This window comes from Bacteroidota bacterium, assembly GCA_016713925.1.
Taxonomy (GTDB): domain Bacteria; phylum Bacteroidota; class Bacteroidia; order AKYH767-A; family OLB10; genus JAJTFW01.
This window is the reverse complement of the sequence record JADJOH010000002.1, coordinates 446,621-467,976: the sequence shown is the minus strand read 5'-3', so window position 1 is coordinate 467,976 and position 21,356 is coordinate 446,621. Positions and strand designations below refer to the sequence as shown.

General features: G+C 41.9%; 16 protein-coding genes, 1 tRNA gene and 5 pseudogenes. 11 read left to right on the top strand and 11 right to left on the bottom strand.

What is annotated here, in order from left to right:
* Nucleotides 1-15: 15 nt before the first annotated feature.
* The 8 genes and pseudogenes from IPJ86_02010 to hpt form a co-directional block, all read right to left on the bottom strand.
* The gene (locus tag IPJ86_02010; protein ID MBK7886102.1) at nucleotides 16-888 is read right to left on the bottom strand and encodes a pirin family protein; all 873 of its coding nucleotides are present in this window, start codon (nucleotides 886-888) and stop codon (nucleotides 16-18) included.
* A gap of 334 nt (nucleotides 889-1,222) precedes the next feature.
* A complete protein-coding gene (locus tag IPJ86_02005; protein ID MBK7886101.1) occupies nucleotides 1,223-3,412 on the bottom strand; it encodes a T9SS type A sorting domain-containing protein in 2,190 nt (729 codons plus the stop codon).
* A gap of 76 nt (nucleotides 3,413-3,488) precedes the next feature.
* Nucleotides 3,489-4,184 (bottom strand): DUF2490 domain-containing protein, encoded by a 696-nt coding sequence (locus IPJ86_02000; GenBank protein MBK7886100.1) that lies wholly within the window; start codon nucleotides 4,182-4,184, stop codon nucleotides 3,489-3,491.
* Nucleotides 4,181-4,549 carry a fluoride efflux transporter CrcB gene (crcB, locus tag IPJ86_01995; protein MBK7886099.1) on the bottom strand — a complete coding sequence of 123 codons (369 nt, stop codon included), beginning with the start codon at nucleotides 4,547-4,549 and terminating at the stop codon, nucleotides 4,181-4,183. Before crcB ends, IPJ86_02000 begins: the two co-directional genes overlap by 4 nt.
* On the bottom strand, nucleotides 4,546-5,130 hold the full coding sequence (locus IPJ86_01990; protein MBK7886098.1) for a phosphatase PAP2 family protein: 585 nt from the start codon (nucleotides 5,128-5,130) through the stop codon (nucleotides 4,546-4,548). The genes crcB and IPJ86_01990 overlap by 4 nt, the downstream gene beginning before the upstream one ends.
* 4 nt (nucleotides 5,131-5,134) lie before the next feature.
* Nucleotides 5,135-6,165, bottom strand: a pseudogene (gene obgE, locus IPJ86_01985) (GTPase ObgE).
* A gap of 80 nt (nucleotides 6,166-6,245) precedes the next feature.
* Nucleotides 6,246-6,823: pseudogene (locus IPJ86_01980) on the bottom strand (adenylate kinase).
* Between the two features lie 7 nt (nucleotides 6,824-6,830).
* Nucleotides 6,831-7,365 (bottom strand): annotated as a pseudogene (gene hpt / locus IPJ86_01975) (hypoxanthine phosphoribosyltransferase).
* A gap of 129 nt (nucleotides 7,366-7,494) precedes the next feature.
* On the opposite strand from hpt, the gene IPJ86_01970 reads away from it, so the two are divergent.
* The 9 genes and pseudogenes from IPJ86_01970 (at nucleotide 7,495) to IPJ86_01930 (ending at nucleotide 17,288) form a co-directional block, all read left to right on the top strand.
* The gene (locus IPJ86_01970; protein ID MBK7886097.1) at nucleotides 7,495-7,758 is read left to right on the top strand and encodes a hypothetical protein; all 264 of its coding nucleotides are present in this window, start codon (nucleotides 7,495-7,497) and stop codon (nucleotides 7,756-7,758) included.
* 547 nt (nucleotides 7,759-8,305) lie between these two features.
* Nucleotides 8,306-9,452 (top strand): annotated as a pseudogene (locus IPJ86_01965) (5-(carboxyamino)imidazole ribonucleotide synthase).
* Between the two features lie 141 nt (nucleotides 9,453-9,593).
* On the top strand, nucleotides 9,594-10,118 hold the full coding sequence (gene purE, locus IPJ86_01960) for a 5-(carboxyamino)imidazole ribonucleotide mutase (protein ID MBK7886096.1): 525 nt from the start codon (nucleotides 9,594-9,596) through the stop codon (nucleotides 10,116-10,118).
* 64 nt (nucleotides 10,119-10,182) lie between these two features.
* Nucleotides 10,183-10,563, top strand: a complete 381-nt coding sequence (locus tag IPJ86_01955; GenBank protein MBK7886095.1) for a hypothetical protein — start codon at nucleotides 10,183-10,185, stop codon at nucleotides 10,561-10,563.
* Between the two features lie 75 nt (nucleotides 10,564-10,638).
* Nucleotides 10,639-10,989 (top strand): hypothetical protein, encoded by a 351-nt coding sequence (locus IPJ86_01950; protein MBK7886094.1) that lies wholly within the window; start codon nucleotides 10,639-10,641, stop codon nucleotides 10,987-10,989.
* A 19-nt stretch (nucleotides 10,990-11,008) separates the two neighbouring features.
* Complete coding sequence (locus IPJ86_01945; GenBank protein MBK7886093.1) at nucleotides 11,009-13,018, top strand: helix-hairpin-helix domain-containing protein; 2,010 nt, start codon at nucleotides 11,009-11,011, stop codon at nucleotides 13,016-13,018.
* 106 nt (nucleotides 13,019-13,124) lie between these two features.
* Nucleotides 13,125-14,381: a S8 family serine peptidase gene (locus IPJ86_01940; GenBank protein MBK7886092.1), complete on the top strand. Its 1,257-nt coding sequence runs from the start codon at nucleotides 13,125-13,127 to the stop codon at nucleotides 14,379-14,381.
* 74 nt (nucleotides 14,382-14,455) lie between these two features.
* On the top strand, nucleotides 14,456-16,108 hold the full coding sequence (locus tag IPJ86_01935) for a T9SS type A sorting domain-containing protein (protein MBK7886091.1): 1,653 nt from the start codon (nucleotides 14,456-14,458) through the stop codon (nucleotides 16,106-16,108).
* 34 nt (nucleotides 16,109-16,142) lie between these two features.
* Nucleotides 16,143-17,288 (top strand): lycopene cyclase, encoded by a 1,146-nt coding sequence (locus tag IPJ86_01930; GenBank protein ID MBK7886090.1) that lies wholly within the window; start codon nucleotides 16,143-16,145, stop codon nucleotides 17,286-17,288.
* A 115-nt stretch (nucleotides 17,289-17,403) separates the two neighbouring features.
* On the opposite strand, the gene IPJ86_01925 is transcribed toward IPJ86_01930, so the two are convergent.
* Nucleotides 17,404-18,243, bottom strand: coding sequence for a DUF4349 domain-containing protein (locus tag IPJ86_01925; protein ID MBK7886089.1), 840 nt, complete (start codon nucleotides 18,241-18,243; stop codon nucleotides 17,404-17,406).
* A 175-nt stretch (nucleotides 18,244-18,418) separates the two neighbouring features.
* On the opposite strand from IPJ86_01925, the pseudogene IPJ86_01920 reads away from it, so the two are divergent.
* Nucleotides 18,419-19,707 (top strand): annotated as a pseudogene (locus tag IPJ86_01920) (bifunctional folylpolyglutamate synthase/dihydrofolate synthase).
* 8 nt (nucleotides 19,708-19,715) lie between these two features.
* On the opposite strand, the gene IPJ86_01915 reads toward IPJ86_01920, so the two are convergent.
* Together IPJ86_01915 and IPJ86_01910 are read right to left on the bottom strand one after the other, a co-directional pair.
* Nucleotides 19,716-20,057, bottom strand: coding sequence for a T9SS type A sorting domain-containing protein (locus IPJ86_01915; protein MBK7886088.1), 342 nt, complete (start codon nucleotides 20,055-20,057; stop codon nucleotides 19,716-19,718).
* 25 nt (nucleotides 20,058-20,082) lie between these two features.
* Nucleotides 20,083-20,775: a SprB repeat-containing protein gene (locus IPJ86_01910; GenBank protein ID MBK7886087.1), complete on the bottom strand. Its 693-nt coding sequence runs from the start codon at nucleotides 20,773-20,775 to the stop codon at nucleotides 20,083-20,085.
* A 310-nt stretch (nucleotides 20,776-21,085) separates the two neighbouring features.
* On the opposite strand from IPJ86_01910, the gene IPJ86_01905 reads away from it, so the two are divergent.
* Nucleotides 21,086-21,160 (top strand) — tRNA-Val (locus IPJ86_01905).
* The last annotated feature ends 196 nt before the right edge of the window (nucleotides 21,161-21,356 follow it).

The window sequence follows — 21,356 nt, the reverse complement described above, 5'->3', positions numbered from 1 at the left end:
GCAGAGATTGTTTGATTACACTGTCATTGGAACTTCCATCACGAGGACTTCGGAATTATCTTGTGCAGTAATTTGCAGTGTGTCCACATCCCATATGCCAAAGCCATCTCGCTTCTCGATGAGTTGGTCATTGATTTTCATTTCACCATGAAGAAGAAAGACATACACGCCATTTCCTTTTTTGTTCACCTTGTATTCGATGCTGGTGCCTTTGTCTAATTTGCCGAGATGGAACCAGGCATCCTGATGAATCCATACCCCCGCATCATTGGCATTGGGAGAAAGAATTTGCTGTAATTTATTATGACGATCTTCTTCATTTAATGTAATTTGGTCATAACTGGGTTTGACATTCTTTTCTTTTGGGAAAAGCCATATTTGCAAAAATTTTACGGTCTTATCTTTGTTTTTGTTGTACTCGCTATGCTGAATTCCGGTGCCGGCACTCATCACTTGAATATCACCATTTTTAATGACCGTTACATTTCCCATGCTATCCTTATGCTCAAGATCACCTTCAAGAGGAATGGAAATAATTTCCATATTGTCATGCGGATGAGTACCAAAGCCCATGCCTGGAGCTACCGTATCATCATTTAACACGCGCAGTACCCCAAAATGCATGCGGTCGGGATTATAATAATTCGCAAAGCTGAAAGTATGTTTGGAATCGAGCCAGCCATGATTAGCTTGTCCGCGTGAGGCAGATTTATGTAAGATAGTATTTGCCATAAGTTCTGATTTTTCGTTAGGGATATGGTTGAAGCCGATGATGTCCAACTCTTTTAGTTCATCAATATTGTTGCGAATAACTTGTCCAAGGGCTGCAGATGCTGCGAACATACTTGTTCCCAGCAAGCCTTTTCGGAGAAATGATTTTCGATCCATGTTTAATGTTCAATGTTTAATGTTTACCATGAAGCGTATCGCTTTTCGCGATTCTGCTTCATGGTTCAAAGTTCAATGTGAAAACAAAGTAAATGAAAAAATGTTTATTTGTGACATATTTATTTTCTGGAATTATGTATTCATCTCATTGAAAATCAGCAGAACAGGAGCTGGGGTCAAACTTACCGGCAGCTGAGGCTTAGGCAGGCAGACAGAACGGACGCAACGTCGTGAAATCTCGCGATCACAATGAATGCAACGATTTTTATTATTCTCCGGTTTGCTCTATATACCAAAAGGGATTTCCTGGGCAAATGGACAATTTAGTTTTTTTTCAATGCTTGATAATGATCTTTTGGGAACCTGTTTTTCTTCCTACGCCATCTATCCCCTCTATAATATATAGCCCATCTCTGATTATTGATGTGTTAACGATAGCATTAGTAGGTGAGGTTTGCAGCGTAAGAAGAATGCGTCCACTGATGTCGGATAGGCGAAATTGATCAACTGAAGAGTTGGACGAACGAACATAAATATTATCACTCGCGGGATTGGGAAAGCAGATTATACCATTCTTTTTTTCAGGATCGTCGCTAATTCCTGAAGTACTATTTCCGGCCTGATCATCACTATTGATGAAATTGTTGGCTCTTAAACAAGCAAGAATAGCAGTTTCACCGTTATAATTATTATTGCCCCAGCCCGGAATATTTTGCAAGGGTAGCTCAGCGCCACTCCCCGTATGTTTTCCAATCACAACAATGGAAGAGTCTGTTTTCCAGACTCCCATCAGTCGTACATTATCACCTCCGCTTTGTGTCAATGTATCCCAGGCGCCTACCAGCAAAGAGCTATAAAGTGGCTTTGAAAGGTCGGGAGTATATAATCTGACGAATTCATTCCAGCAGGAAAGTCCTCCATTTGCAGGTTTCACCATTTTCTGATAGGCGTTGGCGGTAGTAATGGTTCTGCGACCTTTTCCGAGAACCAGAACACTTCCATCTGCTGTAACTTTAATTCTATTTTTACCAATATATGTCGTGTTTACATTGGGCCATCCGGTGTTAGGATTTGGCCATCCATCGAGGTTGGGATCAGGATGTGCAGCACCAAGGCTACCGGTTCCTTCTGCATATTCGGCCATATAGGTGCTGTGATGGAGTGTGCCATCTGCTAGTTTTATTTTTCCAAGCCAGGAGATGTGAATATTTCCACTGGTGCCCGTAAACGTATTCTGAAATCCGTTAGCAGAAGGATTGGCCGCAATTTGATTACCCTCCCAAAGGTTTTCAATATTATTCCCATGACATCGGGCTGCTACTACCAGGAAGGAATTTTGTTGTGGTAAAGAATAGTCAATTGCAAGCGCATCGAGGTATTGATCAGGGGTAGAGTTCACCGTATCACCGGCCGGTGTAATTTCATGGTATAGTCGTGACCACCATAGCAATGTGCCGTTCTGATCCATGGCCATCACCGCCGGTTCAAAATCGGGATTTCCTCCAGGCAAAATGCTCTTGCTGTTAAATCCAATGTACATCCGGTTATCCCTCCTGTCAATACATATCGATGAGGGACCATAGGTAAAGGTAGAAGAGGGGGAATATCCCGTATACCCCGGACCGGAGGATGAATTTCCAGACACCCCGGGATTACAAGGACCATTGTACAGCACATCCAGTGGCCATTTTCCTTTTTTCGTACCTCCGTTACCGTCAGACGTTGTGGTGTTGTAGTCTATAGCGGAAGTAGAGCGCAATTCGCAACGGTTCGCATCTCTTTTAAAAACAATGGCACTATAGGTCAGGTTGTTTATTCCGCCGGGATAGGAAGAAGCAGATCCATAATATTCGCCACCTCCATTGATCCAGTGTATTCTCCAATTGGTAACCACCTCATCATTTCCGTCACTGTCGGTTTTATAAATTGCAGACCAGTTATAGTCATGTGAATCCCCATATGCATACACCACCTTTCCATCATTACCCACATCCCACGGCTGATAGGCATCCGGATATTGACCGGTAGCAGCCTTCACATTTTTCACCCAGGTGAATCCGGTTGGAATGCCATTCAGGAAATTATTATTCAGTTTTCCAATGAAGTATCCTCCGGTATTACTATCCTGAGTATCGCCGCTGATGAATAGATTCCCGGTTGCCTGCCCCGGCACATTTGAACTTTTAATAAATCGAAAATCTTCGGCTGCTCCGGCAGGAAGTGAACAAACAGTTAAAATTTGTTGAAGTGTCGGATCCATCTCCAGAAGAAAGCAGATTTTACCTGTACCTTGGTTATTGCTGATTCCCGGATTACTCCATGCCATTTGTAAGGATGTAACGGGAATCCAATTTAAATTGTCAGCTGCACCAATCACTAAATAATTCCCATTAGAAAGTTGTAGCAGATCATTGAAGCTTTCATTTCCAGTGTTTCCTGCATAAGTCACCAGTTGTTGTTGTGCCTTTAAGGATGAAGTAGATAATAAGAATCCTAATAGTAATAGTTGGAGTTTGTTCAGCATATATGTTAATAAGGATATAATTTAAGTTACATCAAGGGGTGAAATGAAATAAAAATCAGGAATTCCTTTCAGATGTTTATTCTTTGTTATGAAAATTGATGGTTTGGTGAATGGTAAAAAGCACTTGTCTTTTATTACTTCTCTCATACATCTGCCAGAGCATCCCTCCTTCTATACGAAGATGAGGTGTAAGAAAGAAACCTGCACTGCAAAGAAATCGATTTCTATCAAAAACCGGAGAGTCAAAATTGAGGAAGATTTCGTCCATTAGTATCAAGTATACGGCTCCTTTTTCTAATTTGCTTTTATTTAGAGGAACTTGTACGTTTAGTTGATAGCGAAATCGTATATTGGATTTAGTGGAAAAGAAACGTTGTTCCAGCCGATATCGATGGGATATGGTGGCCCTGTCTAATTGTGAATTCAATTGCAACTGCTGATGCAATCGCCGTTCTTCCGACGCAATCTTAGGTTGGTTTTCTTCTTTATATTGTTCCACATGGCTCCATGCTGCTCCTGCTGAAAGTTGAAGTTTTTGCGCAGGTAAGTTATAGTAGATAGCCCCTCGTATCAACCCCTGTTCAAGATCATGAAGAAATTCGTAGTTCCGTAAATTTAAATCAAGGTGGAGACCAATATTTTCATTAAAATTTAAGCGAAAATTATAATTAATCCAATAGCCGGTCTTTGAAGGTTGCGCATAGGAATATGTAACAGACAATAGTGTCGTTAGTAATAAGCAGGCTATAAATTGTCTTTTGATTTGTTTCATTTTTGCAGCATCCATGCCGCCCAGAAAGCAATCAGGCACACGACAACGCTGACTAAAGTATACGTAAGGGCCAGCCCGATGTTTCCTGCCCGGAACATTTCAAATCCTTCCATGGTAAAAGTTGAAAATGTGCTAAGTCCGCCACAAAATCCGATGCCGATGAAGAGTCGCTGATGTTCAAAATTGCCGGGGCGAAGAGCTATTGTAGCTACCACAAATCCAAGAATAGCAGAGGCGATGATATTCGCAGCAAGCGTATGCCAGGGAATACTGCTTTGAATGGACTTCTGCATGAATAAGCCCAGAAGATATCTCACCACACTGCCTAACCCACCCCCGATGAATACAAGTAGTATATTATTCATGTAACAGCAATTTTATCGGAAACTTTGATGGTTTGACGGAACAATGTAGAAAAAATTACTGCCAGAATGAAGCCTAAGGCCCATCCGCAAAGTACATCTAGCGGATAATGTGCGCCCAAGTAGATTCTGCTGTAACCATTCAAGAGCACAAAAGCCAGTAATTCGAGTTGAAAGATCTTACTACTCCGTGGTAAAACAAGAAGTATAAACACCGCCAATGCCATCGTATTTGCAGCATGTGAACTGACAAAACCAAATTGCCCCCCGCATTTATCGTTTACCAAATGTACCCATTCCTGAAGTGCAGGATCATGACAGGGCCGGAGTCGTTCAGTGGTATTTTTTAATAAGGTGGAAAGCTGATCACTTACTGCAATAAGGGCAGCAATTATTGGGAAGAAGTAAAGTGTTTTTCCGGCATAAGTTTTATAAAGTACATAAAGTAACCAGGCATAAAATGGGATCCAGGTAAATTTTTGACTCACCCAATACAGGATAAAATCGACAATGGGATCATGTGCTCCGTTGATGAAAAGAAACAGGCGGGTGTCAAGCTGTTGTATCCAGAACGGGAGTTGCATGCATTTATCGAGAAAGGAATGATCGTTCGTTCATCTGATCCCAAAGGACATCTTTCAGTTCTGTAATTCCCTTGCCTGTAACTGAAGAAATGAAGAGAACAGGTACAGCAGTGCCATCCGATTGTTTGTCTGTTGGTGTTTCCGCCATCATCGCTCGCTGTAATTCATCATCAATCATGTCAGTTTTTGTGATAGCAATCACACGCCGTTTATCGAGTAATTCCGGATTGTGCAAACGCAGTTCATTGATTAATATTTCATATTCCTTGCACAAATCTTTTGCATCGACCGGCACCATAAACAGCAATACTGAATTCCGTTCAATATGTCGCAGAAAGCGTGATCCGAGTCCTTTTCCCGCATGGGCTCCCTCGATGATTCCCGGAATATCGGCCATTACGAAGGATTTGGAATCACGGTATTTGACGATGCCCAGATTGGGTACGAGAGTGGTAAAAGGATAATCAGCGATTTCCGGCTTGGCTGCAGAGACAACAGAGAGCAAGGTGCTTTTACCTGCATTCGGAAATCCGACTAATCCTACATCAGCGAGTAATTTTAATTCGAGTATTTTCCACTTCTCTGCCGTTTTCTCCGGGCTGAGCAAAACGTGGAGTTTGCAGGGTGGATGTTTTAAAATGGCAATTGCCTTTGCCACCCCGTCCTCCGGGGACAATTATTTCTTCTTGTCCGTCAAACTCAATTTCAAAATGTTTTTCTCCCGTTTCGGCATCTCTGGCGATAGTCCCCAATGGAACTTCAAGAATGATATCTTCTCCATCAGCCCCTGTTTTGAGGGTGCTGCCACCACCCCTGACCCGGTTCAGCAATGACATGCTTTCTGTATTTGAGATGCAGCAAGGTCCAGTGTTGCGCATTTCCTCTTACGATGATATGTCCGCCTCTTCCCCCATCACCACCATCAGGACCACCTTTGGCTGTGAATTTATCTCTGTGAAAATGAACGGCACCTGCACCACCTGCGCCGGAGCGGCAACAGATTTTAACGTAGTCAACAAAATTAGTTCCGGACATTATATTTTTTTGGTAAGTTATTTTTTAGATTTTGATATCTGCGCTCATCGTTAACATCCGCGTCAGCCGCGTTCAATAAATTAATTTGCGATGGACCTTATCGCATCGCAGAGACGGCTGAAGATGTCATCTATACTGCCAATGCCATCAATCCCTGTGTATTTATTTTGCGCCTGATAATAATCCCGCACAGGTTCGGTTTCGTTACGGTACACATCAATCCGCTTCTGAATGATAGCCGGATCTTTGTCATCCGGACGTCCTGAATCTTGTCCGCGGAGAAGCAATCTCTTTTTTAATTCTTCTTCTTCCACCTCCAATGCAAGCATCATCGTTATAGATGTGTTTTTTGTAGCGAGGAAATTATCCAGTGCTTTCGCTTGTGCCGGTGTGCGTGGAAAGCCATCGAAGATATAACCTTTCGCATCCGGTGATTTATCAGCTTCTGATTCCAGCATACGGATTGTCACTTCATCCGGCACCAGTTGACCCTGATCCATAAACTTTTTGCAAGGTTTCCCAGCTCTGTTCCACCTTTGATGTTCGCTCTGAAAATATCTCCGGTCGAGAGATGAACGAGTTGATATTTCTCAATCAGTTTAGCACTTTGAGTGCCTTTACCTGCTCCCGGAGGGCCGAAGAGTACAATGTTCAGCATATTCATTTTATGATTTTAACTGGTAAATATCTGCGAGGTTTCTTCCCAGCCCGTCATAATCGAGGCCATAGCCCACTACAAATGCAGGTGGTATTTCGAATCCTATATAGTCGGGCTTTATAGCATGGCGAAGAGCGGTGGGTTTAAAAAGTATCGTAGCAAATTTGATACTGGCCGGATTCTTCTTTTTAATCTCGTCGATCAAATATACTGCCGTATCTCCTGTATCAACAATATCTTCAACGATGATAATGTCGCGACCGGTGATGTCATCATTAATACCCATTACGTTTCTTACTTTGCCGGAACTTTCGGTACCATGGTACGAACTCACCCTGATAAATCCGATTTCACAGGCGGATTTGATATGGCGAAGTAAGTCAGCCATGAAGATGACCGAACCGTTCAAAACCCCAATCAGCAAGGGCTTTTTCCGGCATAGTCAGCATCAATGGCCGCGCCCAACTCAGCTACCCTTTTTGGATAAGATCTGCTGTGATAAAGGGCGAGAAGGTTTTGTCGTGAACGTTTACGTCTGGCATAAGAGGCGCGAAGGTAAGAAAAAAGGTGGCTTGTCGTAATTATTTGTATTCGTTTAAAAACAGGTAAGCCGCATTTGAGTGTTATTTTTGCCGGAATTTAAGTGTTTGATCAATCAAAATTTGCAGCGCATGTATAAAATCAGTTATTTTAGCAGTATGAAGTCTAACCAAATCAAACTTGAACTGCTTCAGTGGTTAAAGGAATTGCAAGACAAGAATACGCTGCAATCACTTTTCCATTTTAAGCAAATTCAGGAAAGCAATGATTGGTGGGAAGGCCTTACAGAGAAGCAGAAAGAGGAGATTGAACTTGGAATGAAGCAAGCAAAGGAAGGAAACACATATTCAAGTTCAGAAGTCTGGAAAAAATATGGCCGCTCACCTAAAGATTGAATGGTCTGAATTGGCAGTTCTGCAGCTCGATAATTTTTATAACTATTTACTTGTAGAATGGTCATTGGTTGAAGCCGAACAATTTCTAGACCGTGTGCAGGAATTGAATTGGTTGTCTCTTTATTTCCCAGAGCCTTTATCGCGAGCAAACGACACAAGAGTTGTAGAATTGGTTTAATTCACAAGAATATTTCCGCAGTGTATGGAATTTATAAAGGTAAAATAATTGTTTTTTCTTTGGTAGATAACCGATCTTCTCACATTGAAAGATAACTGTATCGTTTAAAGAGAATTTAATAGCCTGATCTTTTCAAATCGTTTTTTAAAATTGGTTTTACAGTGAAAGCTTATTTGAATCCATTACCTAATTTACTCTTTTAAACAACCTTCAAGAACCCATTTTTCAATGAACTAAGGGTGTTTAAAATGAAGAAGAGCCCAAATTTATTTTTCTTTAATTACTGATTTACAAACGCTTCGAAGGAATAAACATTTGTATTCGTTTATAGATGGTTACCCTTGATTTTCAATGTATTTTTGCACCACTATGAGTTTTCAATTCGCCGGACAACATTTCAGATTGGGCATCCTTGGAGGAGGGCAACTGGGAAGGATGCTTATTCAGGAAGCTATAAATCTGAATATCAGCACTTCTGTAATGGATCCCGATGCCAATGCGCCCTGTCGTCATCTTTGTGAGCACTTCACCCATGCCGATTTCCGGTCGGAGGAGGATGTGTACCGATTTGGAAAAGAGTGCAGTATGATTACAGTAGAGATTGAGCATGTGAATACGCAGGCTTTATTGCGATTGGAAGCGGAGGGAATTCCGGTTTTTCCGCAGCCCTTGCTCTTGCGGATGGTCCAGGATAAAGGGTTGCAGAAGGAGTTTTTTATTACCCATGGAATTCCAACAGCCACTTTTGCATTGGTAAAAGATAGAACGGAGTTGCAAAAAATGGAAGCCCATCTGCCGGGTATGCTCAAGCTGCGTAAGGGAGGCTATGATGGTAAAGGGGTGATGAAGCTACGAACAGTTGCTGATATCGAGTCAGCGTTTGAAGGACCTTGTGTGCTCGAAGAAATGGTAGACTTCTCCATGGAAATTGCTGTCATTGTTTCACGGAATCATCTGGGGAGATCAGTCATTTCCCTGTAGTGGAGATGGAGTTTAATCCGCAAGCCAATCTCGTCGAATTTTTATGTAGTCCGGCACGGATAAGTAAGTCAATTGAAGAAACTGCTTTCGCTATTGCACGAAAAGTGATTGATAAAATGAGTCTTGTAGGAATTCTTGCGGTGGAGATGTTTGTTACCCGGCAAGGCGATGTGCTGGTGAACGAGATTGCACCTCGTCCTCACAACAGCGGACACCAAACTATTGAAGGAAATATTACCTCACAATATGCGCAACATTTACGTGCTATTATGGGTCTGCCTCCCGGAGATACGTCAACGGTCAGACCTGCAGTTATGATCAATCTGCTGGGAGAGGCCGATCATTCAGGCGAAGCGCATTATACCGGTATTGAAGAAGTGATGAAATGGCCGGGTGTTTATGTCCATCTCTACGGCAAAAAATAACAAAACCTTTCCGTAAAATGGGGCATGTCACGATTACTGCTGATCATCTTGAAGAAGCTATACAATTGTCAAAGAAGGTGCAAAGAACATTAAAAGTAATCACGAATTAGGACGCTTCACTGGGAGGAACGTTCGCTTCACACACTGGGAAGTCATTGAACATTAAACTATAAACATTGAACTTTAACTCTTAAACCATGAAGCAGAATCGCAAAAGCGATACGCTTCATGGTAAACCTTAAACCTTAAACATGACTTTAGTTGGAATAATAATGGGTAGTGAAAGTGATCTTCCGGTAATGAAAGATGCTGCGGAAGTACTTGATCAATTGGGGGTGGCGTATGAAATGACCATTGTTTCAGCGCATCGGACCCCTGAACGGATGTTCAGCTATGCGAATGAAGCGGCAGGTCGTGGTATCAAAGTCATTATTGCAGGTGCAGGAGGAGCGGCACACTTACCGGGTATGACCGCTTCAGTAACACCACTGCCCGTGATTGGTGTGCCGGTGAAATCATCAAATAGCATTGATGGGTGGGATTCAATTCTTTCTATTTTGCAAATGCCAAATGGTGTACCCGTAGCAACGGTAGCATTGAATGCAGCTAAAAATGCAGGAATTCTTGCCGCTCAAATTTTAGCTGTTGCTGATCCGAAATTGATGAAGAGAATTGTTACCTATAAAGAATCTCTTAAGGATAAAGTTATGGATTCTGCCCTGAAAATGGAAAAGGAAAAAACAGTGAAACCCGGTAAAGCAAAAGCAAAAAAATAATTCAGTACGCTAGTATATAAACTTTCTCCTTTCCTTTTTCTCCAGGGGGAATTATCATATTTCAATGGAAAAAATAATCTCGATCAGGCATGGCCTGTGTATTTCAGTACTTTTTATACCCTCGTTTCTACTTGCTCAATTTCCGCTTTCGGCAGATAGAGTAGGTGCCGGTTCTTGTTTCTTATTTTCCGGCAATGCTTTTTCCGGAGGATTTGGAAATATGGCAGCTATGGATTCAACTTACAGCATCAGTGCAGGAGTGTACAGCAGTCGCTCTTTTTTACTGAGTGAGTTAAATGAATCAGGAGTAGCCTGCAATTTTCGACTGCCTTCGTCTACTGTTTTTTCCGGTGGATTTGCGATGAAGGGCTATGCACTTTACAGACGTTATTATTTATCGGCTGCGCTTGCCAAACGCTTCGGCAACGACTTTATGCGGGAATGAGATTCGTAGTGCAGGGTGTTGATCAGGGAGAGCATTGGAAACACACGAAACTACAGTTGTAGCGGTGCCGCGCTGATGAGACTAAGTTCGAAGTTAGATGCTGCTACCTTTTTTAACATTCCGGTGGATACAAAAAGTGAATTGGTCTCCAGTGATTTTTCCATGGGCGTTCGCTTTCGGTTCTCCGGACTGTTTCATGTCATCGCTGAATCTTCTTTGAGGCAACAAGCGTTTGAATTCAGAGGGTCATTTAACTATTTCGTGCATAAAAGGATTTTGATTTCGGGAGGCATGGGCGGCAGAAATCTATCACTTTCTTTTGGTTGTACGATGGAAATGAAAAGCTTTAAATTGATGATTGCTGCAGCGCATCGGCCGGTGCTTGGATTTAGTCCGGCAGCAGGTTTTTCAATGGGTCGTCCGTGATTTTATAACGTTAGTGGATATGAGAAATCTATTTATTATACTTATTTTCGTTTTCCCCCATCTGGTGAAATCTCAATCGGTCACCTCACCGGTTTCTGAAGAAATCATCGAAGCCCAACAGGAGGCCGCCGACAATAGCGGTAATCAGGAAGTGCCCGATCCGGAGCAGGAGTGGACCCTGGACCTGAATGCCGCCGATATCACCGAAATCATATCGTCTCCTCTTATCACCAATGTACAGGCTACAGCGATTATAAGGCATCGCGAAGTTTTTGGTCGCTTTTTGACAGTGGAAGAACTGCAGGTGACGGATCAGTTTGACACGGAGCAGTTGCGAAAAATCAGGCCCTTTGTGAAATGTGGTCAGGCAATAGTGGATGAAAAATTTAAATTAAATGAATTGTTAGCTGCAGCCCGACATGAAGTCTTGTTCAGGGCAAGAAGAGTTTTGCAGGACAAAGAAGGGTTCTCGAATGATGGGATATTTCCATTTTATAGAGGAGATCCTAATCATTTTAACTTTCGTTATCGCATGCAGGCCGGTCGCTATTTTAGTGCAGGAATCGTGATGGAGAAAGATGCCGGGGAGAATTTGCTTTCGCGCAATAACGGCGGACGTATGGATTATTTTTCATGGCATGTCTATGTCAAACCCGAAAGGCTGGTGGAGACGATTGTAGTGGGAGATTATCAGGTGCAATTCGGTCAGGGTCTCGTCGCCTGGAAAGGACTGTCGCTGGGGAAGAGTAGTGAGGTACAGCAGTTCTTTCGACGAGGAGCGGGTATAAGACCGTATTCCTCTTCCGGAGAATCAGGATTCAACAGGGGATTGGCGTTTACGCTCTTGAAACAGAACTGGAAATTTGATGGATGGACGTCTTATCAGAAGCGTGATGCTTCATTGTTTCCTGCCGACTCGGTCTTTAGCAATTTTTATGTCAGTACGATACAGGAGAGCGGCTTGCATCGAACTTCTGATGAGATGAGTGACAAAGCTGTTCTGGACCAATTTATCGCAGGAGGGCATCTCCAATGGCAAAATGATCGATTTCGGAATGAATTTACTTTTCAATTTCAGCATTTCAGTTTCCCCCTCTGGCCCGGTGATGATCCGTATGAACGTTATGATCCTGTAGGAAGAAAATTTTTTAATACAGGATGGTCGGGGAGATATGTTTTACCGAATGCCACTGTTTATTCAGAGGTCGCAACTGATGCACAAGGCGATCCTGCATTAATTGCCGGACTCCTTTTTATGCCTGATCAACGCTGGACCATCAGTCTTCATTACCGCAATTATGACAGAGCGTATCAGTGTATCGGTTGTGATGCTCTTCGTGAAGGGAGCAAAGTGCAAAACGAAAATGGGTTCCTGACGGGAATTCTTTGGCAGATTTCAACGCGTGTTAAAATGCAGGGATATCTCGATTATTTTAGTTTCCCCTGGCTTCGTTTTACAAGTTCATCACCCATAAACGGAAAGGAATGGCTCGGACAGTTTACCTATGCCCCAAACAGAAGTACAGAGATTTATGTCCGATATAAACAGGAAGAGAAACCGTCGGACGAATCAGTGTTATTCAAAAAAGTTCCATTGCCGGTAATTAAAAATAATGTTAGGGTGAATGTGCAGTGGATGAATGGAAAAAACTGGGAATTTCAGGCGAGATGTGAATGGGTGGGGATTCGTCAATTGGAAAGCAGGCAAGAGGGGGTTATGTTTTATCAGGAGATACGGTATAAACCGATGGGAAAGGCATATAGTTTTTCTCTGAGATGGTCGGTTTTTAGTACAGAAAGCTATGATTCAAGGATATACACCTATGAACAGGATATGGCGGGGGCATTCAGTTTACCCGCTTACTCTGGAACGGGCTATAGGTATTACCTGATCACCCGATACAGGCTGATGAAGGGACTGGATATCTGGCTTAGATACAGTACATCTGTCTTTCCAAATCCAACAGCATCCGGTGAAGAAATAGAAGGAAAAGATGAAATAAAAGCACAGATTAGGTGGCAATTCTAAGTTTCCATTAGACGAAATCAAGGATTTTAAACAAAATTTCAATTATTCTTGTTAATATTGATACGTAGGTCTTAAATTCGTAACCACACAATCCCTAACAAATCCAATGAAAAAACATTTAGCGTTGACAGTGATCATGCTGTTAACAATTCCCTTTATCCTGTCGGCCGGTACTTCAGGAAATACAGCATATAAGTTACCTGAAGGAATCACTTCTTCAGATTATATGTCACGCACCATTATTTTCAGAGTGAAACCGGAGTTCAGGTCTTTATGTACTGAGAATGCAATTCAGTCTGTATCCTTCAATAAAATGATGGCGCAGTTGGGACAATCACAACTCTTTAAAATGTTTCCCCGTCACCAGGCACCATTAACTTCTACGAATGAATTAGGTCAGCCATTGGTTGATCTCTCATTAATCTATGAGATGCATTTTTCAGCGAATTTGGATTTGGTAAAGACGATTAATGCATTCCTGAAAACAGGATTATTCATGTATGCCGACCCAAAATTCGTTCCGCGCACGCAGTTCAATCCAAATGATCCACAGAATGGATTGCAATACCATCTCACTAAAATAGATGCATATAATGCCTGGGATATTCATAAAGGAGATTCCAATACCGTGATTGGTATAACGGATACGGGTACCGATATGGATCATCCTGATCTCGAGCCGAACCTCAAATACAATTATGCGGATCCTATTAATGGAATTGATGATGATAGCGATGGGTATACCGATAATTTCAATGGATGGGATCTCGGTGAAAATGATAACAACCCACAGGTGAATGCCAGTGGACATGGTTCACATGTTTCCGGTTGTGCTGCAGCAGTAACCGATAACGCTACAGGAGTTTCTTCTCCCGGTTTTTATTTTCGTTATCTTCCTGTCAAGATTGCCGATGCTTCCGGTGCACTCACCAAAGCTTATGAAGGTATCGTCTACGCTGCCGACATGGGTTGTCAAATCATAAATTGTTCATGGGGTGGCGGCGGAGGAAGTTCCTTCGGACAAAATATTATTGACTACGCTACTTTTAATAAAAATAGTCTGGTTATAGCTGCTGCCGGTAACAATGGTAATACGCTTTTATTTTATCCTGCCTCCTTTGACAATGTATTAAATATTGCTTCAACATCATCAGGTGATGGCAAATCAGGTTTTTCAAATTATGGAACTTCAGTTGACGTTTGCGCTCCGGGATCGGCTATCCTTGCAGCACAGTATGACGATAGTTATGCACCACAGTCCGGTACTTCGATGGCTTCACCTGTTGCTGCCGGTTGTGCCGCTATCATAAAATCCTATTTCCCGGCATTCAACGCCTTGCAAGTTGGTGAAAACTCAGAGTAACTGCTGATAATATTTATGGACTTTCTGCCAATGCCAGTTACCAGAATCTTCTCGGTACCGGTCGAATTAATCTGTTGAATGCATTAACAGTGAATGGACCATCGATTCGCATGAATAATATCGTTGTTACAGATAATAATGATGATATCCTGATTGTGAATGATACCATGCGCTTAACAGGTGATATCATTAATTATCTGGATGCCACCACTAACCTCGTGGTGACTTTGACTTCTACTTCTCCTTATGTGACCATTATTGATGGAAGTACTACTGTTGGAGCGCTGGCTATGATGGCCACCACCAATAACAATGCTGATCCATTTGTTGTAAAGATAAATGCCAATGCCCCTCTGAATACCGCGATCCAATTCCGTATTCTTTTCCAGGATGGTACTTACAATGATTTTCAATTCTACAGTCAAACGGTGAATGTGGATTATCTCAACATTACGATCAATGATGTGTTTACAACGAATTCCAGTAAGGGACGCATTTGTTATAATGGAGAAGATCAAACCGAAGGTTTAGGATTTGATTATAATTCGGATGGCACGATGACTTATGAAACAGGATTCATGGTTGGTATCAATAATTCTGTTTCTGATAATGTTCGTGGCGCAACAGCCAGCTTAACTGATAGTGATTTTCAAGCTCAGGTTACGATCCAAAAAAATGATCCCGGACAATGGTCGGATTTCGATACTTATGGTACCTTCAGTGATGCCACCAATCCATCTCCCATAAATGTAGATGTGAATTATCGTTCGATGTCCTGGACACCGACGCCATTTTCGAAGTTCCATATTTTTGAATATACCATTCACAATACTGGAGGAACAGCATTGAATAATCTATATGCTGGTGTGTTCTCGGATTGGGATATTCAGACCTATGCGAATAATAAGGCTGATGAAGATATTGCGAATAAGATGGGCTATGTTTATTGTACCGATCCGGGTGGATATTATGCGGGTATTAAATTGTTAACCAATGGTGGCTTTACACATTATGCAATTGACAATACCAGTGGAGGTGCCGGCGGGATCAATATGATTGATGGAATGACCGATGGAGAAAAGTATCAGGCACTTTCTACTTTACGTGCGACTGCCGGTGGTGCAGGTACAGGAAATGATGTTATTGATGTAGTAGGTACAGGACCTTTCACCATTACTCCCGGCGATTCAGTGGTGGTGGCATTTGCGTTGATTGCCGGTAATGAGTTGTCAGATATTCAAGGAAGTGCTCAACAAGCTCAGATAAAGTATAATTTTGTTACAGCGCTTGAAACGCCAAATGTTTCCGGAATTTATACCGCTAACGCCTATCCGAATCCTTCTTCAGGTTTGGTATTTATTCCATTCTACCTTGAGTCAGCAGCTGCAATACAATTGGAAGTGTATGATATCCTTGGTCAAAGAGTCTCCGGTAAAAATCTTGGGACTTTAAGAACAGGTGATCATCAGGTACAGATGGATTTTACCACATTAAGTGCCGGTATTTATCATTACCGTTTGATCAGCGATAAAGGATCGGTGTCTGGTATGATTCATAAAATTAATAAGAACATTCATCGAAAGCGTCCTTTGCTTCGTTGCAAGGGCGCTTTTGTATTTAGATGGATTTATAATTGGTATATTTGGATTAATTATTCAGAGGAAATCAGAATCGTGAAACTATTGTACTTTTATGATTGTTCACATCATATATTAATTTCGTATTAGCAATAAATTAAAAAAACAGGTACTTCCGGCAGTTATGATTCCAAAACTATTTGATTTTGCTATTGTGGGAACAGGGGCAGGGATTGCAGTTGGCATTGTCGATGCTGGAAGATTCTTTTTTCAGGATAAACAAGTGTTGCTCATCGACAAGGAAGAAAAAGTAAGTAACGATAATACCTGGTGCTATTGGGAGAAGGGTAGTGGGCGATATGATCATTTGCTTTACAAAAGCTGGGAGAGAGGTTTGTTTTTGAGCAGCACAGCTCAAATTGAGTTGAATTTAAAACCTTATAGGTATAAGATGCTTCGTTCAGGCGATTTTTATGCTTATGCAAAGCAGAAAATTGAATCAGCTTCAAATTTTACCAGGATCCAGGCTGAAGTGTTGCATCTAAAGGAAGGAGAAAATGTACAAGTAGAGACCGGCATAGGTGTCTTTTCTGCCAGACATGTTTTTGACAGTCGGATAGATCCGGCTTTTGCGACAGATAAAAAGTCAACAAAGATTCTACAGCATTTTAAAGGATGGATGATAGAGAGCGAAGCACCGGTCTTTCATCCTGAACAATTTGTAATGATGGATTACAGGCTGCGAAAAGCGGGAACCAGCAGTTTCATTTATGTCCTGCCGTCCACACCTTACCGGGCCTTAGTGGAGTTCACACTATTTACTCCGGATTTAATCCGAGAAGAAGAGTATGATGAAATTTTGAAGAAGTATATGTCTGCCATTCCGGGCATCGGAAATTATACCATTACAGAAACGGAGATGGGTATCATTCCCATGAGTGATTATCCATTTCACAAACACCATACGCAAAGGATTACAAAGATTGGAACCGCCGGTGGATGGGTGAAACCTTCTTCAGGTTATTCCTTCTACAATGGAAAGAAGTATGCTGAACGCATTGTAGCTGCCATCAAGAGTGGCCAATCGCCATCATTTACCTTAACGAAACCCCGATTCCGGTTTTATGATCGTATTTTTCTCGATGTTTTGTTTCATCAAAATGAAAGAGGTGAAGAGATCTTTACGTCGATGTACAGCAAGAACAAAGTGACGGATATCTTCCGTTTTCTGGATGAAGAAACTTCCCTTGCAGAAGAATTACGAATTATCAATCGGTTTCCGCATGCGCCTTTTCTTCGGGCGGTAATGAACAGGTATTTCCGGTTGTAAGGACATGGTTTAACGATAAGATACTATTTCCTAAACAAACATTTTTCAGTTGGAATCATTTCACAGGAAGGATGTGATTAAACCCTTAGTAAAATCAATTTCTGAAAACTCAAGGTTATTTACTATCGCCGGTGTAGTTTAATGCGACCTTTTTCTTTTTTTGCACGAGCAGAATTGTAAAGGCAATTCCAACGATAAGAAATAGTGGCCAGATATTGATGGCCAATAACACCATCTCCTGAATCAACTGGAGACCATTGGAGAAGGAATATGCTGCACGCGAGAAAAAGGTTAATCCGGGGGATTCATTTATCGGGACTACTTCGTATAGGCTGATCGTTAGTGTAGCGTAAGCCACCCTGTTGTCGAAGTATTTTAGCTTTCCCTGCATCGACTCAATCTCACCCCTGACAATTCCCAGTTGCTGTTCTACTTCCAGCATTTCACTGATTTTTCCTGTTCGTTGCAGGAGCTGTAAATAGCGATTTTCCATTTCCAGCTTTGCTTTCAGTCTGGCTTCAATATCCATGTATTCCATTCCGATATCTTCGCTGCTGAGATCTTTAGTATCGATAAATTTCGCCTTGCTGCTGATGTCTTTAATCAAGGCATCCATATACTGTCCGGGAACCCGGATCACTAGCGTACTTTCATGATTTCCCGACTGACGATTTTCATTTTCGTTGGCTATGTAGGCTTTATATTTCTGCAGAACAGTGGAGAGATAGTTTCGAGCCGATGACAATGAATCTACCTGAAGCCGGAGTGTAGCCTGCTGGATAACCTTCTGCGCACCTGTATATAAGGAGCTGTCAGCGCTATTATCTGTACTTGAACTGTACGTTTCAGATACTGGTGCTGATTCAGTAGCAATGCTACCAGATTTTTCTGTTTTACTTCCACAGGAAGTGATCAGAAGAGCAAGGCTCAAGCCGATCCATAATAACTTACGCATAGTTGTATCGTTTAAAGTTGGCGTAAGGGTAGGGTATAGGCGGCTTTTATCTTAATTACGAAAGGTGTAAAAAGGTAACCCGAGAGGAGCGGAGCATGTGGTTTGTAGTTTTCTTAAAAAAATATAAATTTAGAAGGAAGATCAATCATTATTCATCGTTTACTATTTTTACTGCGTGAATTATCAGGAAACTATTGATTATATTTTTTCGGCATTGCCGATGTTTCACCGGGTAGGACCTGCTGCTTATAAACCGAACCTGGATAACACGTTAGCATTGGCAGGTGCAATAGGGAATCCCGAAAAAAATCTTCGATGTATTCATATTGCCGGGACCAACGGCAAAGGAAGCACTTCCCATATGCTGGCTTCGGTACTTCAGGAGGCGGGTTTCAGAACCGGACTTTATACTTCTCCACATCTCAAGGATTTCAGAGAGCGTATTCGTGCAAACGGTGAAATGGTTAGCGAGGAATGGGTGGCCCATTTTGTCACCGGGAATAAAAAAATATTCGATAAAATCAGTCCTTCTTTTTTTGAGATGAGCACCATCATGGCCTTTTCCTATTTCCAACACATGCGTACTGATATCGCCGTTATAGAAACCGGATTGGGTGGAAGGCTGGACTCTACCAATATCATCACACCCTTCATATCTGTTATCACGAATATTGGAATGGATCATATGAATCTGCTGGGAGATACACTCGAAAAAATAGCAGGCGAAAAGGCAGGTATCATTAAAAGTGGAGTGCCTGTGGTGATTGGCGAATCCAACCTCGTCACTAATTTTGTTTTTAACCAACAAGCAGCTAAAGAAAACGCTCCGATTCATTTTGCAAATGATCATTTCAGCTTAGAGGTAGTAAAACATGATTTACTTGACGATAAATTATATTTCAACGTTTTCAAAGATGGACAACCTTATCTGGAAACACTCTCCTGCGACCTCAACGGAAAATATCAACTAAAGAACATTCTAACGGTTCTGCACGCATTGGATCTAGTAAGGGAAGAACTACATATAACGGATGAGCATATCCGAAAAGGGCTGGCTGATGTGAAAGGAAATACGGGGTTAAAGGACGCTGGCAGATCCTTTCCCGACAACCCTTAATCATCTGTGATACCGGACATAACGAAGACGGCTGGAAGGAGGTGCTGGAAATGATAGAAAGTCTAACTTATCAACGCTTACATTTTGTTCTTGGTGTGGTAGAAGACAAGGACCTCAGTAAAATGCTGGATCAGTTACCTGTTGAAGCCACCTATTATTTTTGCAAGGCAGATATTCCGAGAGGATTAAATGCTGAGCTTTTGCGAGAGATGGCAGAACGTTCCGGGTTAAAAGGATTAAGTTATTCAAGTGTGAATGCTGCTCTGAACGCTGCAAAAAACGAAGCATCAAACAAAGATCTGATCTTCGTAGGAGGAAGCACATTCACTGTAGCAGAAGTGGTTTAAGAATCCCCTCAACGTTGTTTTTGTACAATTACACGGGCAACCCTCATGTTATTTTCCGAACGCCATCTGCACTGATAAATTCCCGACTCAGACAATTGAATCATGCAGGCATCACGCTCAGCTTTCAAAATTTCAACGTCAACGATCCTTCCTTTCATATCAACAACGATGAGATCAGAAATGTCTACATCCTTAATTACAATTACACCATCGATACTCGGATTCGGGTAAATAAACGCAGCTTCATCTCCGTTTATATCATTTATTCCCACTGACAAAGGCACTGCCACACAAAATGTATCGTCCCAGGAGAATGTATATGGGGCACCGTTACCTCCGGCGGGATTCAAAGTAATCGCGCCATTACAGGTGCCATTATCTGCAGTAATAGAAAGTCCCCGCTAAAGCATTGGGTGCAACAATCGAAACGGATTGACCTGTGCTGAGTCCGGTGGAATCTGTAACGGTTACAAAATAAATTCCGGCGCAAAGGCTATCATAATCCGCTGTTGATGGACCATTACTCCATTGATAGGTAAATGGTGGAACTCCTCCGGAAGGCACCACGGTTGCAGAACCATCACATACACCGAAGCAGGAAGCATTCACCGAGCTGACTGCAATAGAAATTGCCGGTTGCGGTGATGCACAACAGTTACCTGCATTGGAAAGCAACACTTGACCTTGGTAACAATTATATTGAGTACGGTGAGCATACACAGAACCACCAGAAAATACCTGCAGGAAATAATCCTCCACCTGATCCACCGTATTGCATCCACCCTGACTGGTTAGCGTATCGCAATCATAAGCGCAAATAATAGATGAATTGCCATTGGGATTAGCAGTAGGTGCCGGAGGAGCGAAAGAAATACTGGTTTGTGCGGTTCCGGGAACACCGGTAATTACAGTAGTTGGGATTGTTAGGGAACAATTATTATTATTCTGACTATTGTAACCGGCATAGCGCACTTCCGACACATTCCCGGAGAATGCACCCGAAATATTGATAGCGATAGCTTCGTAGCTCACCACACCTATTTTAAGATTGGGGATATTTACATCCACCACGATATTGAGTGTACCCCATCATAGTTGGAAACGATAAAAATATTTCCCACCGGATTACAAATGGTTTGAGCGGAAGCTAACGGATTGAATACAACATTGAGCAATAAGAAAACAGCGAATCGACGAACCGATTTCATTAGACAGGGGGTGCTTTTCATGATTTTTTAAGCTTTAAGGAGCCAAAATAAGGATAACAAACCAAAAAACAAATTCGCTAGCAGTTGATAATCAATAATTAACATACATTTTCCATATTTATTTGGGTGATATCCCGTACATACCTATTTTTGCAGTCCCAATTAACAAAGGGAGCATAGCTCAGCTGGTTCAGAGCATCTGCCTTACAAGCAGAGGGTCACAGGTTCGAACCCTGTTGCTCCCACTTCAATTTCAAAGGGTTACTGTCGAAAATGGCAGTAACCCTTTTTCGTTTCCACAAAACTTGCATAAAGTATTAAGTGCATCTCCCTATTTTAAATGTTATATTTTACATCCTATAACCACTTACCTAATTAGGTTTAATAGGTTATTTCAGATATACCATTGATTCCTTAAAATTATAAAATATACGTGATTTA

Excerpts from the sequence above, each read along its gene's own strand:
- IPJ86_02010 (MBK7886102.1), bottom strand. The coding sequence starts at position 888 with ATGGATCGAAAATCATTTCTCCGAAAAGGCTTGCTGGGAACAAGTATG.
- IPJ86_02005 (MBK7886101.1), bottom strand. The coding sequence starts at position 3,412 with ATGCTGAACAAACTCCAACTATTACTATTAGGATTCTTATTATCTACT.
- IPJ86_02000 (MBK7886100.1), bottom strand. The coding sequence starts at position 4,184 with ATGAAACAAATCAAAAGACAATTTATAGCCTGCTTATTACTAACGACA.
- crcB (MBK7886099.1), bottom strand. The coding sequence starts at position 4,549 with ATGAATAATATACTACTTGTATTCATCGGGGGTGGGTTAGGCAGTGTG.
- IPJ86_01990 (MBK7886098.1), bottom strand. The coding sequence starts at position 5,130 with ATGCAACTCCCGTTCTGGATACAACAGCTTGACACCCGCCTGTTTCTT.
- IPJ86_01970 (MBK7886097.1), top strand. The coding sequence starts at position 7,495 with ATGTATAAAATCAGTTATTTTAGCAGTATGAAGTCTAACCAAATCAAA.
- purE (MBK7886096.1), top strand. The coding sequence starts at position 9,594 with ATGACTTTAGTTGGAATAATAATGGGTAGTGAAAGTGATCTTCCGGTA.
- IPJ86_01955 (MBK7886095.1), top strand. The coding sequence starts at position 10,183 with ATGGAAAAAATAATCTCGATCAGGCATGGCCTGTGTATTTCAGTACTT.
- IPJ86_01950 (MBK7886094.1), top strand. The coding sequence starts at position 10,639 with ATGAGACTAAGTTCGAAGTTAGATGCTGCTACCTTTTTTAACATTCCG.
- IPJ86_01945 (MBK7886093.1), top strand. The coding sequence starts at position 11,009 with ATGAGAAATCTATTTATTATACTTATTTTCGTTTTCCCCCATCTGGTG.
- IPJ86_01940 (MBK7886092.1), top strand. The coding sequence starts at position 13,125 with ATGAAAAAACATTTAGCGTTGACAGTGATCATGCTGTTAACAATTCCC.
- IPJ86_01930 (MBK7886090.1), top strand. The coding sequence starts at position 16,143 with ATGATTCCAAAACTATTTGATTTTGCTATTGTGGGAACAGGGGCAGGG.
- IPJ86_01925 (MBK7886089.1), bottom strand. The coding sequence starts at position 18,243 with ATGCGTAAGTTATTATGGATCGGCTTGAGCCTTGCTCTTCTGATCACT.